At 51.6% G+C, this 15,754-nt stretch carries 15 protein-coding genes; 3 read left to right on the top strand and 12 right to left on the bottom strand.

Going from position 1 to position 15,754, the window contains the following annotated elements; all coding sequences use genetic code 11:
- Positions 1-29 precede the first annotated feature (29 nt).
- The 7 genes from phoR to pstS form a co-directional block, all read right to left on the bottom strand.
- Positions 30-1,322, bottom strand: coding sequence for a phosphate regulon sensor histidine kinase PhoR (gene phoR / locus ACO0K9_RS14490; protein WP_422986070.1), 1,293 nt, complete (start codon positions 1,320-1,322; stop codon positions 30-32).
- A gap of 382 nt (positions 1,323-1,704) precedes the next feature.
- On the bottom strand, positions 1,705-2,391 hold the full coding sequence (phoB, locus tag ACO0K9_RS14485) for a phosphate regulon transcriptional regulator PhoB (RefSeq protein WP_241457019.1): 687 nt from the start codon (positions 2,389-2,391) through the stop codon (positions 1,705-1,707).
- A 9-nt stretch (positions 2,392-2,400) separates the two neighbouring features.
- A complete protein-coding gene (phoU, locus tag ACO0K9_RS14480; protein ID WP_422986068.1) occupies positions 2,401-3,111 on the bottom strand; it encodes a phosphate signaling complex protein PhoU in 711 nt (236 codons plus the stop codon).
- A 106-nt stretch (positions 3,112-3,217) separates the two neighbouring features.
- Positions 3,218-3,997 (bottom strand): phosphate ABC transporter ATP-binding protein PstB, encoded by a 780-nt coding sequence (pstB, locus tag ACO0K9_RS14475; RefSeq protein WP_422986066.1) that lies wholly within the window; start codon positions 3,995-3,997, stop codon positions 3,218-3,220.
- Between the two features lie 13 nt (positions 3,998-4,010).
- Positions 4,011-4,883, bottom strand: coding sequence for a phosphate ABC transporter permease PstA (pstA, locus tag ACO0K9_RS14470; RefSeq protein ID WP_422986064.1), 873 nt, complete (start codon positions 4,881-4,883; stop codon positions 4,011-4,013).
- Positions 4,883-5,866: a phosphate ABC transporter permease subunit PstC gene (gene pstC, locus ACO0K9_RS14465; protein ID WP_422986337.1), complete on the bottom strand. Its 984-nt coding sequence runs from the start codon at positions 5,864-5,866 to the stop codon at positions 4,883-4,885. Before pstC ends, pstA begins: the two co-directional genes overlap by 1 nt.
- Before the next feature lie 152 nt (positions 5,867-6,018).
- The gene (gene pstS / locus ACO0K9_RS14460; RefSeq protein WP_422986062.1) at positions 6,019-7,062 is read right to left on the bottom strand and encodes a phosphate ABC transporter substrate-binding protein PstS; all 1,044 of its coding nucleotides are present in this window, start codon (positions 7,060-7,062) and stop codon (positions 6,019-6,021) included.
- Between the two features lie 244 nt (positions 7,063-7,306).
- On the opposite strand from pstS, the gene ppk1 reads away from it, so the two are divergent.
- The 3 genes from ppk1 to ACO0K9_RS14445 all read left to right on the top strand — a co-directional run bounded on the left by ppk1 (position 7,307) and on the right by ACO0K9_RS14445 (position 10,958).
- On the top strand, positions 7,307-9,478 hold the full coding sequence (gene ppk1, locus ACO0K9_RS14455) for a polyphosphate kinase 1 (protein ID WP_422986335.1): 2,172 nt from the start codon (positions 7,307-7,309) through the stop codon (positions 9,476-9,478).
- A gap of 2 nt (positions 9,479-9,480) precedes the next feature.
- Positions 9,481-9,960 (top strand): phosphohistidine phosphatase SixA, encoded by a 480-nt coding sequence (gene sixA / locus ACO0K9_RS14450; protein ID WP_422986060.1) that lies wholly within the window; start codon positions 9,481-9,483, stop codon positions 9,958-9,960.
- Between the two features lie 107 nt (positions 9,961-10,067).
- A complete protein-coding gene (locus ACO0K9_RS14445; RefSeq protein WP_422986058.1) occupies positions 10,068-10,958 on the top strand; it encodes an EamA family transporter in 891 nt (296 codons plus the stop codon).
- Between the two features lie 12 nt (positions 10,959-10,970).
- On the opposite strand, the gene ACO0K9_RS14440 is transcribed toward ACO0K9_RS14445, so the two are convergent.
- From ACO0K9_RS14440 to ACO0K9_RS14420, 5 genes are all read right to left on the bottom strand, one after another.
- Entirely contained in the window at positions 10,971-11,837 is an 867-nt protein-coding gene (locus tag ACO0K9_RS14440) for a UDP-2,3-diacylglucosamine diphosphatase (RefSeq protein ID WP_422986056.1), read from the bottom strand.
- A gap of 5 nt (positions 11,838-11,842) precedes the next feature.
- Complete coding sequence (locus tag ACO0K9_RS14435; protein WP_422986054.1) at positions 11,843-12,604, bottom strand: GNAT family N-acetyltransferase; 762 nt, start codon at positions 12,602-12,604, stop codon at positions 11,843-11,845.
- Between the two features lie 173 nt (positions 12,605-12,777).
- Entirely contained in the window at positions 12,778-13,260 is a 483-nt protein-coding gene (locus ACO0K9_RS14430) for a hypothetical protein (protein WP_422986052.1), read from the bottom strand.
- Positions 13,261-13,563: 303 nt separating this feature from the next.
- On the bottom strand, positions 13,564-14,892 hold the full coding sequence (locus ACO0K9_RS14425) for a c-type cytochrome (protein WP_422986050.1): 1,329 nt from the start codon (positions 14,890-14,892) through the stop codon (positions 13,564-13,566).
- A gap of 21 nt (positions 14,893-14,913) precedes the next feature.
- Positions 14,914-15,558: a c-type cytochrome gene (locus tag ACO0K9_RS14420; RefSeq protein ID WP_422986048.1), complete on the bottom strand. Its 645-nt coding sequence runs from the start codon at positions 15,556-15,558 to the stop codon at positions 14,914-14,916.
- Positions 15,559-15,754 lie beyond the last annotated feature (196 nt).

Below are 15,754 nucleotides of genomic sequence, written 5' to 3'. Positions count from 1 at the left end.
TCCGGCACATCCAAAAGCAATAAAGAGATTCATGTGCTGACCGCCGTACCAGGAAATTGCACGCAGAACTTGCTGCCGACATCCGGTGTGGATTCGATCAGCAGGTTTGCTTTGTGCCGCAGCAGCACGTGCTTGACGATCGCCAGGCCCAGGCCGGTGCCCTGGGTTTCGCGTGAACGACTTTTATCGACGCGGTAAAAGCGCTCTGTCAGGCGTGAGATATGTTCGGCGCTGATACCTATGCCGTCATCCTGTACCGCAAATTTCGGCCCCTGCGCGGTATCTATCCAGCTGATTTTGATATGACCGTTTTCTGGCGTATACCGGATTGCATTCGTCACCAGATTGGTTAGCGCACTGCGGATTTCGTCATTGCTGCCACGTATGTCCGGCCCGGTGCATTCCAGGGTAATCGTGTGCTTGCCAGCGGACAGGGCATGCGCTTCCTGCAATATCTGCTCCAGCAAACCCAGCATGTTGATACGTTCGGGGCGCGGTGGGTAATCGACCGATTCCAGCCTGGTCAGGGTCAGCATGTCTTCGACCAGGCGCTGCATGCGTTCGCCCTGCTCTGTCATCAGTTTCAAATGCATATTGCGGGTCTGGTTATCCAGATCAGCCTGCATTGATGCAATTTCCAGAAAGCCGTTGATGACGGTCAAAGGTGTGCGCAATTCATGCGAGGCATTGGCGATAAAGTCACGCCGCATCATGTCTATGCGTTCAGACTCGGTGACATCGTGGGTCACCAGGATCTGACGGCGGTTTTCAAACGGGATGATATGTGCAATCAGCTTGCGGTCACGAAAGGACAGCGTCAAGGGCGTCTCGTAGCGTCCCAGGATGATGTAATCCATAAATTCCGGGCTGCGTACCAGATTGGTGACGCGCATGCCCTTGTCTTGCGCCAGGCTCAGGCCCAGATGACTTTCCGCTGCAGGGTTACACCATTCGAGGAACAGCACATCATCCATGATCACCACACCGTCTGGCAACAGGGTCATGGCCTGGCGAAAACGCGCCAGCCATTCTGCCAGCTCAGCCTGGTTTTTTTCATCGCCACGACGCAGTTTGTACAAGCGTGAAAAAATATCAGTCCAGGCACCCCAGCCATCCGGCAAGCGCGAACTGCTGGGATGATCCAGCCAGTCTGCCAGTCGCTGCAGATAAAACAGCTGGATACAAAACAGGCCAATCAGCCCTGCCATGCCTATCAACAGGCCGGTAATCGCTCCCCACAGATAGGCAGCGAAGGCAGTTCCTATCAATACGACTAAAATACGCACAAACGCAGAAATCCAGAAAATGAGGCGTGGTGACATGAATGATCCTGAATATTGCTTGGAATGATAGATGGCTACTTGCACCAAGTTATACCGATAGTCGGCTTATTGTCGGCTTGTTTCCGGCACCTGTCCGGCATGCCCAAGCTTGTTTAACTTGATACTGAGCTTGATACTGAGCTTGATACTGAGCTTGATACCGAACTTGATACATTATCAAGCTTACTCTATCTGAAAAAGAATGGTGTGTTTTCTCAACATCCTTGCCATGAACGGCAGCAAGCAAAGTCACTGAGGCAAGCGATGATGCAGTCAGATGCGGGGTGGCAGCAACATGGCTTGCTGCTAACCCTACACGATGAACTGATGTGATTCGCATAAATGGTGCTCAGACTGACAGCCTATGCCAGGTAGGCCGCTCTTATTTTTCAGACAGCATATAGCCTACGCTACGCACTGTCTTGATCAGGGATTCGGCATTTTTCAAGACCTTGCGCAGACGCAGAACATGCACGTCAACGGTCCTTTCTTCAATGACGACATGATCACCCCAGACCTTGTCGAGCAACTGGCTGCGCGAGAAAACCCGTTCAGGATGAGCCATGAAGAATTTCAGCAGTTTGTATTCTGCATGGCCAATATCCACCTTGCTGTCTTCAATCTTGACTGTGCAACTGACCGGATCAAGCACGACCGGCCCGGCAGTCAGGGCAGTTTGTGCATGCTCAGGGCTCTTGCGACGCAACAGCGCCTTGATCCTGGCAGTCAGTTCACGTGGTGAAAAAGGCTTGGTTACGTAATCGTCGGCACCATGATCGAGGCCGGCAATCTTGTCTTCTTCCATGCTTTTCGCCGTCAGCATGATAACCGGGATTTCATTGAACTGACGGTCAGAACGTATCTTGGACAAAAGTCGCAAGCCGCTCTGATCTGGCAACATCCAGTCCAGTAAAATCAGTTGCGGAGTACGGCGCTGCAAATAATCCCAGGCTTCTGCTGTAGAGTTGACCGCAAAAGTGTTCCAGCCAGCGGCCCGCAGTGAAAAACTCACCAGTTCCACGATTGCCGGCTCATCTTCCACAATGAGTATTGTTGTGTCTGTAGCCATTATCAATAATTAATTCTGTTGTTCCTGCTTGCTAGCCACATAGTCGGAATGACGAATGTCCTTGCCTTCAACGATATAAATCGTATGTTCGGCAATATTCTTGGCGTGATCGCCGATACGTTCTATCGCCTTCGCTACCCACAGGGCATTCAGGGAAGATGATATCGTAGATGGGTCTTCCATCATGAAAGTAATCAGATTACGCATGATGGAGCGGAAATCATTGTCAATAATCGCATCCTGCGCAATCAACTGCACCGCCTTGGCACCGTCCTGACGGGCAAAGGCATCCAGCGCCTGATGCAGCATGTCTGCCACACTGCTGGCCAGTACGCGCACGGTTTCATAGCCGCTGAACATTGGTGCACCACGTTTGCTGGTTGCAGCATCCCTGGAAATACGTGCAATTTTAGTCGACTCATCGCCGATGCGTTCAAGATCGGTAATCACTTTACCAGTCGCCATGACGGTACGCAGGTCATTCGCGGCGGGCTGGCGTTTGACGATAAGGTGGCTGCACATATCGTCCAGGCTGACTTCCAGCCGGTTGACTTCAAGGTCAGACTGTATCACTGCTTCTGCCTGTTCAGCATTACCTGTACGGAAGCAGGACATCGCATCATGGAAATGGCTTTCCACCAGGCCGCCCATCAACAAGACCTTGGAGCGTATTGTCTCCAGATCCATATCATATTGTTTTGAAGAATGTTCGCCTGTCACAGGTTTCTCCTGAATTCGCAATTGCAATAATTAAAACACCACTCTGCCGCCTTGTGTCTGACCCGCATGCAATACGGGCCGACAAACAAGGCAGGCTGTCGTTTTCTTAGCCGAAACGGCCAGTTATATAGTCTTGTGTCTCTTTCTTCACCGGGTTCATGAAGATATGATCTGTCTCACCGAATTCGACCAGTTCGCCCAGATACATGTAGGCGGTATAGTCAGAACAACGCGCCGCCTGTTGCATATTATGGGTAACGATGGCGATGGTGTACTCTTCTTTCAGCTCATTGATCAGTTCTTCGATTTTCACCGTAGAAATCGGATCCAGTGCGGATGTTGGTTCATCCAGCAGCAACACTTCCGGCCTGACGGATACACCACGGGCGATACACAGCCGCTGCTGCTGACCACCAGACAGGCTCAAGCCGCTCTTGTTGAGTTTGTCTTTGACTTCAGTCCAGATAGCGGCCTTTTTCAGTGCCCATTCAACGCGCTCATCCATCTCACCTTTGGACAGGTTTTCATACAGACGCACACCAAAGGCGATATTGTCGTAGACCGACATAGGGAAAGGTGTAGGCTTCTGGAACACCATGCCAACGCGGGCGCGCAGCAAATTGATATCCTGATCAGCATCCAGGATATTCTTGCCGTTATAAATGATATTGCCTTCTGCACGCTGGCCAGGATACAGATCGTACATACGGTTCAGCGTACGTAACAAAGTGGATTTACCACAGCCGGACGGGCCGATAAAGGCAGTTACTTTCTTGTCATAGATATTCAGATTGATATCGCGCAGGCTACGGGTTGCGCCGTAGTAGAAATTCAGCCCGCCGATTTCGATCGCTTTTTTCTGAGTAGAGTCTTGAGTAGTAGTCATATCGAGGCCAGTATTAATGCTGTGTTTTTTGGTTAAACAAAGTGCGCGACAAAATATTCAAACCGAGAACGCTGAAAGTAATCAGCAAGGCACCACCCCAGGCCAGCTCACGCCAGTTGTCGTAGGGGCTCATGGCAAACTGATAAATCACCATCGGCAGGTTAGCCATGGGCTTGTTCATGTCGGCATTGAAGAACTGATTGCTCAGGGCGGTGTACAGCAAAGGCGCGGTTTCCCCGGAAATACGTGCAACCGCCAGCAAGATACCAGTCACTACGCCCGCTTTGACAGCGCGCAAACGTATCAGCAAAGCCACTTTCCAGCGTGGTGCGCCGAGTGCAAATGCAGCTTCGCGCAAACTGGCCGGTACCAGGCCCAGCATATTATCGGTAGTACGGACAACCACTGGAATGGCAATCAATGAGATGGCGATACTGCCAGCCCAGCCAGAGAAATGCTTGACGTTAGCAACATAGATCGCATACACAAACAAACCAATCACGATAGACGGGGCAGACAACATGATGTCGGTCACAAAGCGCGTAACGAAACCAAACCAGCTTTTATCACCGTACTCTGCCAGGTAAATACCGGCCAGGATACCGATAGGTGTAGAGATCAGGGCAGCACTGACAACCATCACAAAACTACCAAAGATCGCATTCATCAAACCGCCGCCATCACTACCGGGCGCAGGTGTCGACTCTGTAAACATGGCGATGCTGACGGCACTCAATCCTTTTGTCATCAAGGTATACAATATCCACATCAGGAAGAATATACCCAGCGCCATGGCAAATGACGACAAGCCTATCCCCAGTTTGTGCATGAGCAAACGACGGCGATACACCGGGTTGCTGGCAGATTGCATTGTTGAGTTTTCCATTATTTGGCTCCTTCTTTTCTGGACAGGCCCAGCAACATCAGTTTGGCAGCAGACAATACAATGAAAGTGATGACAAACAAAATCAGGCCAAGCAAGAATAATGAAGATGTGTGCAAGACTGTTTCTGCTTCCGCAAATTCATTCGCCAGAGTCGAAGCGATACTATTCCCGGCTGCAAACAGTGACCAGGACAAGTGATGTGAATTACCGATCATGAAAGTAATCGCCATGGTTTCACCCAGTGCACGCCCCAAGCCCAGCATGACGCCGCCGACTACACCTATCTTTGTGTATGGCAGCACGATCTTGCGTACCACTTCCCACTTGGTGCAACCAAGGCCGTAAGCAGATTCTTTCAATACCGGCGGCACCACTTCAAACACGTCACGCATGACTGAAGAGATGAACGGGATGATCATGATCGCCAGAACTATCCCGGCGGAGAGCATGCCCATACCTATCATGGGGCCAGAGAACAAAATACCGATGAGCGGCAATTTGCCCAGCGTTGCAGCCAACACCGGCTGCACATATTGAGAAAACAATGGAGCAAATACAAACAAACCCCACATGCCATAAATAATACTGGGCACGCCAGCCAGCAATTCAATCGCCGTACCTAAAGGGCGCTTGAGCCAGTTCGGGCAAATTTCTGTCAGAAACAAGGCGATACCAAAACTGACAGGGAAAGCAATCACCAATGCAATGATTGATGTCACCAGTGTGCCGACGATGGCGATCATGCCGCCAAACTTGTCATTGACAGGGTCCCACTCTATCGTCCAGATGAAGGGCAGACCGAATTCCTTCATCGCCGGAATGGAGCGCAAAAACAGGGAAACTATGATACCGACCAGCACGACCAGCACGAGAGCGGCGAAAGTGAAGGTCAGTTTATGAAAAAAGAAATCTTGCCAGCGCTGACGGCGCATCACTGCAGCCATTTTTACCGAATCAACCTGATTCGACTGCTGCTGTGCCATATTGGCTGTGGGTGGGATTGCAGTTGGTGCAGTCATGTTGACGGAGGACATTTGGGTAGTCATGGGTGTCTTTTCCACCGGAAGGTAATCCGGGCAGTCCCGGATTACCTTATTCTGTTTAGTTCAAGTTCTGAACAGGTTAAAGCTTTTTATTACCACAGCGCCTTGCCGGAAGCATCTTTGATTTTTGCTTTCCAGCCGTCTTCGATCAATTTCACAACCGGTGCGGGCAGGGACACGTAATCCAGCTCAGCAGCCATGGCTCCACCATTTTTTAATGCCCAGTCAAAGAATTTCAATACTTCTTTGCCTTTTTCAGCATCAGCCTGTGCTTTGTGCATCAGGATGAAAGAAGCACCAGTGATAGGCCAGGTGATTTTGCCAGGCTGGTTAGTCAGTACCAGGTACATGCCTGGCGCTTTGCTCCAGTCAGCACCGGCAGCAGCAGCTTTGAAGTTTTCATCATCAGGTTCTGCAAACTGACCATCTGCATTTTTCAACAAGGTGTAAGCCATCTTGTTTTTCTTGACGTAGGCATATTCAACATAGCCGATGGAATTTCTGATTTGCTTGACACTGGAAGCAACGCCTTCATTGCCTTTGCCGCCGACACCAACTGGCCATTTAACGGCAGTGGAAGAACCGACAGCTGTTTTGAATTCAGCATTGACTTTGCTCAGGTAGTCAGTCCACAGGAAGGTCGTGCCGGAACCGTCAGAACGGTGCACGACAGTGATATCTTCTGCAGGCAATTTCAAACCTGGGTTGATGGCTGCGATTTCAGGTGCATTCCATTTGGTGATTTTACCCATGTAAATGGCGGCCAATACGTCACCTGTCATTTTCATTTTGCCTGGAGCGATACCGTCCAGATTCACAACAGGAACCACACCACCGATAATGGCAGGGAACTGTGTCAGGCCTTCAGCATCCAGCTCTTCTGCTTTCAATGGCATGTCAGATGCGCCAAAATCCACAGTTTTTGCTTTGATCTGCTTGATACCACCACCAGAACCGATAGACTGGTAATTCAAACCGTTGCCGCTGGATTTTTTATAGGCTTCAGCCCATTTGGCATAGATTGGATAAGGGAAAGTCGCGCCAGCGCCGGTAATATCGGCAGCTTGGGCAGCGCCGAATGTGACAGCAACGCCGATTGCAGCGATGAGAGTTTTGACAACACGTTTGATTTGCATGTTCACCTCAGAGTTAAATAACAGGTATTTAGTACTACGAGGCGCACTGTACAAGCCAAATATGACAAGATTATGACGTATTACAAAGCACATGAAATAATTATGTTTTTCACCATTTATATGTCATAAACTTGTCATGCAAGCCAACTAAAATATCAGTGTGTATATATATGATGGCTTTTATGACATGCGAAACACTATGCCCAACCAGGTAGTCCCCTCTTCAACGACAGCGTCAGAAGAAATGAAACAGGAAGCCATTGCAGAAAACAAGCCTGCCGAGAAGCTGGCCAAAGCACCAAAACTTGTCAAAACAGCCAAGCCTGCCAAGGAAGTGCCTGCGGAACTGTCACGTTCAGTCATCTTCCTTGACCGCGAAATGTCACAAATCGCTTTTAACTGGCGCGTGCTGGCACAGGCTGAAGACCGCAGCATCCCATTGCTTGAACGCCTGAAATACTTGTGCATCGTCGGCAGCAACCTGGATGAATTCTTTGAAGTCAGGGTAGCCAGCCTGCTGGCCCAGAACACCATAGATGGTGAACTGGTACAACATCCGGGCTTTCAAGCCATGCTGGAAAGAATCAGCAAGGAATGTCATCAATTAGCACAAAGGCAATATGAGCTACTGAACCAGGAAATCCTGCCGCAGTTATCCAAGAAAGGCATACACCTGCTGCGTCACTCAGAACGCAATGAAGCGCAGCGTGCCTGGGTCAAAGCCTATTTTGAACGTGAAGTGCGCCCGTTGTTGACGCCGATAGGTCTGGATCCGGCCCACCCTTTCCCGCAGGTGGTCAACAAGAGTTTGAATTTCATCGTCTCACTGGCCGGCAAGGATGCTTTTGGTCGTGGTACTGCCATTGCCATCGTCAAGGCACCCCGCGTCTTGCCGCGCATCATACGTCTGCCTGATGAACTGTCGAACAATGGCATGGCATTTTGCCTGCTGTCATCCGTTATTCACTCGCACATTGAAGACTTGTTCAATGGACGTGAAGTCTTATATTACTCACAATTTCGCGTGACCCGTGACAGCGATCTGTGGGTGGATGAAGAAGAAGTCAAGAATCTGCGTCAGGCACTGCAAGGCGAATTGCAAACCCGCCAGTTTGGTGCCGCCGTGCGCCTGGAAGTCGCCAAAAACTGTCCTGAAAACCTGTCGCGCTTCCTGCTGGAGCAGTTCTCTCTCGACACCGACCGTCTGTATCCGGTCGATGGCCCGGTGAATATGGTCAGGCTGGGCGAACTGGTTGACCATGTGAAGCAGGCAAATCTGCGCTTCCCACCGTTCTCAGCCAAAGCCATCGTGAAATATGCGCATGCAGACATATTCACCCTGTTGCGCAAGCAAGATATTTTATTGCATCACCCCTTCCAGCCTTTCCAGACCGTGATTGATTTCATCCGCTCTGCGTCGCTGGACCCCAGTGTGGTTGCCATCAAGCAGACAATTTATCGTACCGGCATGAATTCTGATTTGATGGAATCCCTGATCACGGCAGCCAGGCTGGGCAAGGAAGTCACAGTCATTGTCGAGCTGATGGCACGCTTTGATGAAGAAGCCAATATCAACTGGGCAGACAAGTTGCAACGCGCCGGTGCCCAGGTCGTGTATGGTGTGGTCGGCCTGAAGACCCATGCCAAACTGGCGCTGGTGATACGACGTGAAGAAGGTGGCCTGTTGCGTCACTATGCCCATCTGGGTACGGGCAACTACCACCCTTCCACTACCCGTTTTTATACTGACTTTGGTTTGTTGACGGCCCATCCTGAAATGGCAGCAGAAGTGAATGAAGTCTTCATTCACTTGACCGGCCTGACCAAGCCCAAGAAACTCGATTACCTGTGGCTGGCCCCTTTTGCATTGCAGCCACAGATCATCAAGGCCATCCGCAATGAAGCGCGGATAGCGCGCGAAGGCCGCCCGGCGCGCATCATTGCAAAAATGAATGCCCTGCTGGATGAATCGGTGATTCGCGCCCTGTATGCGGCTTCGTCTGATGGCGTGAAAATTGATTTGATCATACGTGGTGCCTGCGCCTTGCGCCCTGGCGTGCCGGGGCTGTCAGAAAATATACGCGTACGTTCGATTATTGGCCGCTTCCTTGAACATAGCCGGATTTATTACTTCCGCAATGACCTCGCGCATAATGTGCACCTGGCCAGTGCCGACTGGATGAACCGCAATCTGTTCCGTCGCATTGAAGTGGCTTTCCCGGTGCTCGAAAAATCCCTGAAAAAACGCGTGATATCAGAAGGCCTGGAACCCTACCTGAAAGACAATATGAACGCCTGGACGCTGGATTCTGAAGGTCGTTATGAACGCAAGAAAGTACGCGCCAAACAATTGCGTTTCTGCGCCCAGCAACATTTGATGCACAGTCTGGGTTCGGTATCGGATACGGATAGCTAACGATGGATTTAATTCTCTGGCGGCATGCGGAAGCCGAACCTGAAACAGCAGACATCACTGATGAATTCAGGAAGCTGACTGGCAAGGGTTTAAAACAGGCAGGCAAGATTGCCTACTGGCTTGACAGCACGTTGCCAGAGACCTGCAAAATCCTGGTCAGCCCTACCATCCGTACCAGAGACACAGCAGAAGCGTTGATTGCCTGCGGTAGAAAATCCAAAATCATGCCAGAGCTGGGACCAAGCGCCAGCGTTGCCGACGTATTAAGTGCGGCAAACTGGCCGAATGGCCGCGAGCCTGTACTGATCGTCGGCCACCAGCCCTACCTGGGTCAGGTAGCGGCAGAACTGCTCGGCCATCCTTTGCAAGAATACAGCGTGCGCAAAGGCAACGTCTGGTGGCTCACACAAAGACAGCGTGAAAACAGCGTCACGCAAACTTACCTGAAAGCGATCATGTCACCCGACCTGGTCGTCAAATAACTGAAACCTGACAGCTGCTGCATGCCAGCTCACGCAGCTTCCCGGGTAGCCAGCAACAATACAGGCTAGCTGTTAGTATACCGGTCTGCCATCACTATTTCCCCTCGATGAAACCCGTACACATTCTCGCCGCCATGATTGCTGTCATTACCTGGGGCGTGAATTTTGTGGTCATCAAGATCGGCCTGCAAGGTTTGCCGCCCGTGTTGTTTACAGCATCCCGGTTTGTCTTTGCCGCCTTCCCGCTGATTTTTTTCATTCCGCGTCCGCAGACTTCCTGGAAATGGATTATTGCTTACGGCATGTTCCAGTTCGCCTTCCAGTTCACCCTGCTGTTTTGTGGCATGAAGCTTGGGTTCCCGGCTGGCCTGGCATCACTGGTGATGCAGTTGCAGGCTTTTTTCACCATGGGTCTGGCCGTATTGATGCTGGGTGAAAAAAAACCGCAACTGATGCAGGTACTGGGTGCACTGGTTGCCCTGTCGGGCATGGCACTGGTTGCCATGCATATCGAAGCCCAGGCTACCATGCTGGGTTTCCTGTTGGTTGTGGCTGGCAGCATTTGCTGGAGCATCGCCAATATCGTCACCAAGAAAATTGGCGTCGTCAATCCGCTGGCGATGGTGGTGTGGGGTTCGGCGATTGCCAGTCCGCCGTTGATGATTGCATCCTTGCTGCTGGAAGGCAGCGATGCCTGGCAAACCGCCTATGCACACTTGAACTGGACATCGGTCGCAGCGATTATTTATCAATCCTATCCCAATACCTTGCTGGGATTTGGCATCTGGTCCTGGCTGATGCGCAAATATCCTGCCGCCACCGTAGCGCCTTTCACCCTGCTGGTACCGGTGGTTGGCATGCTGAGTGCATCCGTGATACTGGATGAACCGCTGCTGTGGTGGAAAATCTGCGCTGGCTTGCTGGTGCTTGGCGGCCTGGTGTGCAACCAGTTTGGATTACGCCTGTGGTTGTGGCTTAAGCCCGCCACACCGAATTAAGAGGCTGTTGATTTAAGTGCCAACAGCTTCCAGTTCCGCTTCATGTTCTGCCTCAGCCATGGTTTCAAGCGCAGCAGGTTCCGGATGGATGATGTCATGCCAGGTCACCAGTTTTAACACGCCCTGCGCATCTTCTACCAGGGCCGACAGGCTTTCTACCCAGTCACCATCATTGCAATACAGGATGCCGCCGATATCGCGGATTTCTGGCTTGTGGATGTGGCCACAGATAATGCCATCCAGGCCTTTGCGACGCGCTTCATCCGCCAGTGCATCTTCAAATTGCGTGATATAGCTGACGGCGTTCTTGACCTTTTGTTTCAGGTATTGTGACAACGACCAGTAAGGCATGCCTGCACGTGCGCGCCAGTTATTGAAAACCTGATTGAATTTCAGGATGACTGTGTACATGCTGTCACCCACATAGGCCAGCCATTTGGCGCAGGCAATCACACCATCAAAGCGATCACCGTGCAGCACCAGCATGCGCTTGCCTGCAGCGGTGGTATGCACAAGTTCGTCACGGATTTTAATGCCGCCAAAATCGAGGTCGATGAACTGGCGTATGGATTCATCATGGTTGCCAGGCACGAAGATAACATTCGTGCCTTTCTTGGCTTTTTTCAATACGGTCTGCACCACATTATTGTGGGTTTGATCCCAGTACCAGCGGCGCTTCAACTGCCAGCCATCAATGATGTCACCCACCAGATACAGGGTTTCGGAATCGGTAGCGCGCAGGAATTCGAGCAGCTTGGCCGCCTGACAGCCGCTGGTTCCCAAATGCAAATCAGAAATCCAGATGGTGCGGAAACGCTGGGTTTCTTTTTTACCGGACTTGTACAATTTACTGTTCAGGAACTGATCGGCTGCTTTCATGATGGCTACTCCCCTGTTCCGTAGTGACGTGCATACCGGTTGTCCAGATTCGCCAATGGCAGCATGACGAACAGGTCGGCACTGTGAAAATCAGGGTCCCAGGCCGGATCACCGCAAACCCAGGCACCGGCACGCAAATATCCTTTCAGCAAAGGTGGGATGCGGGCTTCAGTTGCGCTGCTGTCGATTTCATCCAGCGGGAAAGGCACGTGCGGCGTGACGCGGTAATCAAGCGGAGCAAAATCACCGGCAGTCAAACCACGATAAATCGCTGCGGCATTCTGGCCACCATCGGTCAGGCTGATGCTGGCGCAACCTATGAGGTGCGAGCAACGCTCACGGCGCATGTAAGCAGCCAGGCCAGCCCACAACAGCATGATGACAGCACCACTGCGGTAATCCGGGTGGATGCAGGCACGACCAGCTTCTGCCACGCTGCCGCGGATGTTGTGCAGGCGTGACAGATCAAATTCTGTTTCCGAATAATAGCGCCCCATCTGACGGGCCGCATTTGGTCCCATGACGCGATAGGTGCCAACTACTTTCAGGCTCTTGGAGTCACGTACTATCAAATGATCACAGTAGTCATCAAATTCATCTTTATCCAGCCCGTCCGGGTTGGACAGGGCCGACAAGCCCATGCTTTCGATAAATACCTTGTAACGCAGGCGTTGCACTTCGGTGACTTCTTCTGGCGTTGTAGCAAGGCTCAGATTGAGTTTGGAAAAACTTGGATTAGCATCCGCGGGTATCGTAAGTAATCGCATTCATCGTCCTTGTCATGTTGTTCGTTGATTCGACGAACGAAGGATAATCAAGGATTACTTCAGCAAGATGACAGCCAGATGTCGGTTTGATGACAGGTAAAAAAACAACAATCCCCGGGCAAACCAAGGTTTCCCGGGGATTTCTTAAAGGCAAGACAGTAATAGATCTGTGCTTACTTTTCTTTCTTTGGGCGTCCGGCCTTCAGGGGGGCCAGTCCGGCAATCAGTTTCTTCAGCGCTGGCACATCGGTTTTGCTCAGCAATGCCACGCCTATGCGCAACAGCTGACTTTTCTTCACTTCCACACCGGCCTTCAGGCAGGCTTTTTTGACTGCACCCAGTGCAGCGTATTCACTTTCCGGCATCGTGAAGCTGTCACGTACCAGTTTAGGTTTTTTCACTTTCTCTACAGGAACGGTCAGCAGCTTGGTAACCTGAGCAAGCACTTTGGCTTCTGCGGCTTTCACGACCTTGGGAGCTGGTACTGGTTTGGCTACCGCTGCAGGCTTGGCCTTGGGCACGGGTTTTGCCACGCCTACAGGCTTGGCTACCACTGCTTTTTTTACTGCAGCGACTGGACTCTTCTTCACAGCCGCCTTTTTGGGCGTACTTGCTGCCACTACGGGATTCGTTTTTTTGCTCGTTGCAGTTACCATTTCAACCTCCATATTTAAAAACATGTAAACAATATAAACAATTTATTGTTGATATGCAAGGAGGAAGCATAGCCAGCAGAAATGACAGCCGCATTACCAAATGCGGCTGTCACAGAAAAATCACTCTCATTGTGAAAACTCGGGTCTATTTGTGCCTGGCTTTGGCTTCGACTTTCCGGGGCACTGCCGGTGCTTCAGACAGTGCTTTTCTCCAGTTGAGAGGCATGCATTGTTAGCAATTGGTGTTCGTCACATAAAACAAGGGCACGAGCCACCGCGCTCAACAAGACTAATAAGCAAGCCTCAATCCAGCGTTGCGGTACGATAACGATTGACTTCGGACGCCGTCACCACTGATGCCTGATTACCCCAGGCATTGCGCACATAACTCAATACCAGTGCCACTTCATTGTCAGATAAGACCTGGCCAAATGGCGGCATGCCATAAGGACGGGGGTTACCCCTGGTCACGGGTGGAAAACCGCCCGCCAAAATCAAGCGCACAGGATTAGCCACCAGTTGTGTCTGTATCGCGGGGTTGCCTTTCAGTGCCGGGTAAATGGATGGCACCCCTGCACCGCTGGGACCATGGCAATCCATGCAATGGGTCTTGTACAGTGCAGCGCCAGATTTCATGACGCCATCCATGGTTTCCTGGCTGATGTTTTGCGCAGACAGTGCACGATCAAATATATCTTTTTCTTCGGCCTTCACCGCTGGTGTGGCACGCAGGTATGTCACCATTGCGCTCATATCCTGGTCCGACAAATGTTGCAGGCTGGCCGACACCACTTCCGCCATGGGGCCGGATACTGCAGTATCTGCGTTGATGCCGTTTTTCAGCAAAGCCAGCAATTGCGGCGCCTGCCATTGCGCCAGATTGATTTCCTTACCGTTTGCCAGAGAAGGCGCATACCAACTGGTGAGTGCCAGTTCGCCACCAGACAAATCAGCCGTACCGGCATTCGCCCCCAGCATATTGCGGCTGCTATGGCAGGCACTGCAATGGCCAAGGCCATTCACCAGATAGGCGCCACGGTTCCATTCAGGGCTTTGCTGTGCATCCTGCCGGTAGACAGTGGGACGGAAATAGGCGGCACGCCAGAATGCAAGCAAAGCCCGTTGATCGTAAGGAAAGCGCAACTCATGCGGCTGGTTGGGGCGCTCTACCTTGGGGATGGATTGGAAATAGGCGTACATGGCATCAGCATCCGCACGCGTCACCTTACTGTAGTTGGTATAGGGAAAAGCCGGATACAGCATGCGCCCGTCGCGTCCTTTGCCATTGTGCAAAGCCTGCCAGAAATCTTCTGCGCTCCAGTTACCAATACCGGTTTTCACATCGGGGGTGATATTCGGCGCGATGAAATCACCAAATTCGGTCTGCAGTACCCTGCCACCGGCAAAGGCGGCACCACCACGTGCAGTGTGGCAAGACATGCAGTTACCGGCACGTACCAGGTATGCTCCGCGAACGACCAACTCAGCAGCGTTCGCGGCATTGGGAACATGCGCCTGCGCAAGCGCTGCCTGACGATCATCCACCACATAATAACCATATGCCGCCACACTGGCAGCACCCAGCAAACTCACCGACACCAGCGCCAGCAAAATCAATAAAAATCTTTTCATGTGGTTCTGTCGTATCTGGATTTAGCGAGGAATACTGCCGCAAGACAGCGGGAACTGACGTCCACCGGCATCAGTAGATGTCAATGCTATTGCGTCTGTTGGCACATGTTGCGCCGCCAGCCAGGCAGCAATCGCGGAAATATCCTGGGGCTGCAGTTTGGCTGCCACTTGCTGCATGCAGTCTGGCGCATGCGCCTTGCGACTGACGGTTTGCCAGGCACCCAGTTGCGCAATCAGGTAATCCCGGGGTAAACCCAGCAAACCCGGAACATATGGTGCCAGACCGGTTAGTTTGTCGCCATGGCAGGCAATACAGGCAGGCAAATCACGTGATTTATCGCCATTCAACACCAATTGCCGGCCTTGCTCCAGCGCGGATGCCGGTGCATCAGTTGCCTGCGGCGCAGAATAGGGGGGATGCTGATTTGAAAAATATTCCGCAATTTCTTTCAGGTAGGCGTCCGACATATGGGCGACCATGTAACGCATGGCAGGATACCCGCGCTTGCCATCACGAAAATTAAGCAATTGATTATAAAGATACCCTGCTGGCTTACCCGCTATCCTGGGGTAAAAACCATCCGTGCCAGCCCTCCCTTCAGCACCGTGACAGGCAGTACATGCCTTCAGGCGCTGGGCCAGGGTATCCGGAATATTTTGTGCCACAGCAAAAACCGGCACAAGCAATATGGCTGAAAAAAGGATGTTTCTGCAGTAGGAAGAAAAATTGCGAGTAGTCACTATCATCAACGCAGACAAAAAAGAGGCAAAGAGCATAGCTTATCAGCTTGCCCGGATTATTTCTCAAGACCCGCCCGGACCGTGATGCAGATCAAACTGCCTTCAGTTTTACTGACCAAGT

Source organism: Undibacterium sp. Ji50W (assembly GCF_049340445.1).
Taxonomy (GTDB): Bacteria; Pseudomonadota; Gammaproteobacteria; order Burkholderiales; family Burkholderiaceae_D; genus Undibacterium.
The sequence above is the reverse complement of the archived record's forward strand: the minus strand, read 5'-3'. Positions and strand labels throughout refer to the sequence as shown.

Coding starts and splice junctions, on each gene's coding strand:
- phoR (WP_422986070.1), bottom strand. CDS start 1,322: ATGTCACCACGCCTCATTTTCTGGATTTCTGCGTTTGTGCGTATTTTA.
- phoB (WP_241457019.1), bottom strand. CDS start 2,391: ATGGCTACAGACACAACAATACTCATTGTGGAAGATGAGCCGGCAATC.
- pstB (WP_422986066.1), bottom strand. CDS start 3,997: ATGACTACTACTCAAGACTCTACTCAGAAAAAAGCGATCGAAATCGGC.
- pstA (WP_422986064.1), bottom strand. CDS start 4,883: ATGGAAAACTCAACAATGCAATCTGCCAGCAACCCGGTGTATCGCCGT.
- pstC (WP_422986337.1), bottom strand. CDS start 5,866: ATGGCACAGCAGCAGTCGAATCAGGTTGATTCGGTAAAAATGGCTGCA.
- pstS (WP_422986062.1), bottom strand. CDS start 7,062: ATGCAAATCAAACGTGTTGTCAAAACTCTCATCGCTGCAATCGGCGTT.
- ppk1 (WP_422986335.1), top strand. CDS start 7,307: ATGAAACAGGAAGCCATTGCAGAAAACAAGCCTGCCGAGAAGCTGGCC.
- sixA (WP_422986060.1), top strand. CDS start 9,481: ATGGATTTAATTCTCTGGCGGCATGCGGAAGCCGAACCTGAAACAGCA.
- ACO0K9_RS14445 (WP_422986058.1), top strand. CDS start 10,068: ATGAAACCCGTACACATTCTCGCCGCCATGATTGCTGTCATTACCTGG.
- ACO0K9_RS14440 (WP_422986056.1), bottom strand. CDS start 11,837: ATGAAAGCAGCCGATCAGTTCCTGAACAGTAAATTGTACAAGTCCGGT.
- ACO0K9_RS14435 (WP_422986054.1), bottom strand. CDS start 12,604: ATGCGATTACTTACGATACCCGCGGATGCTAATCCAAGTTTTTCCAAA.
- ACO0K9_RS14430 (WP_422986052.1), bottom strand. CDS start 13,260: ATGGTAACTGCAACGAGCAAAAAAACGAATCCCGTAGTGGCAGCAAGT.
- ACO0K9_RS14425 (WP_422986050.1), bottom strand. CDS start 14,892: ATGAAAAGATTTTTATTGATTTTGCTGGCGCTGGTGTCGGTGAGTTTG.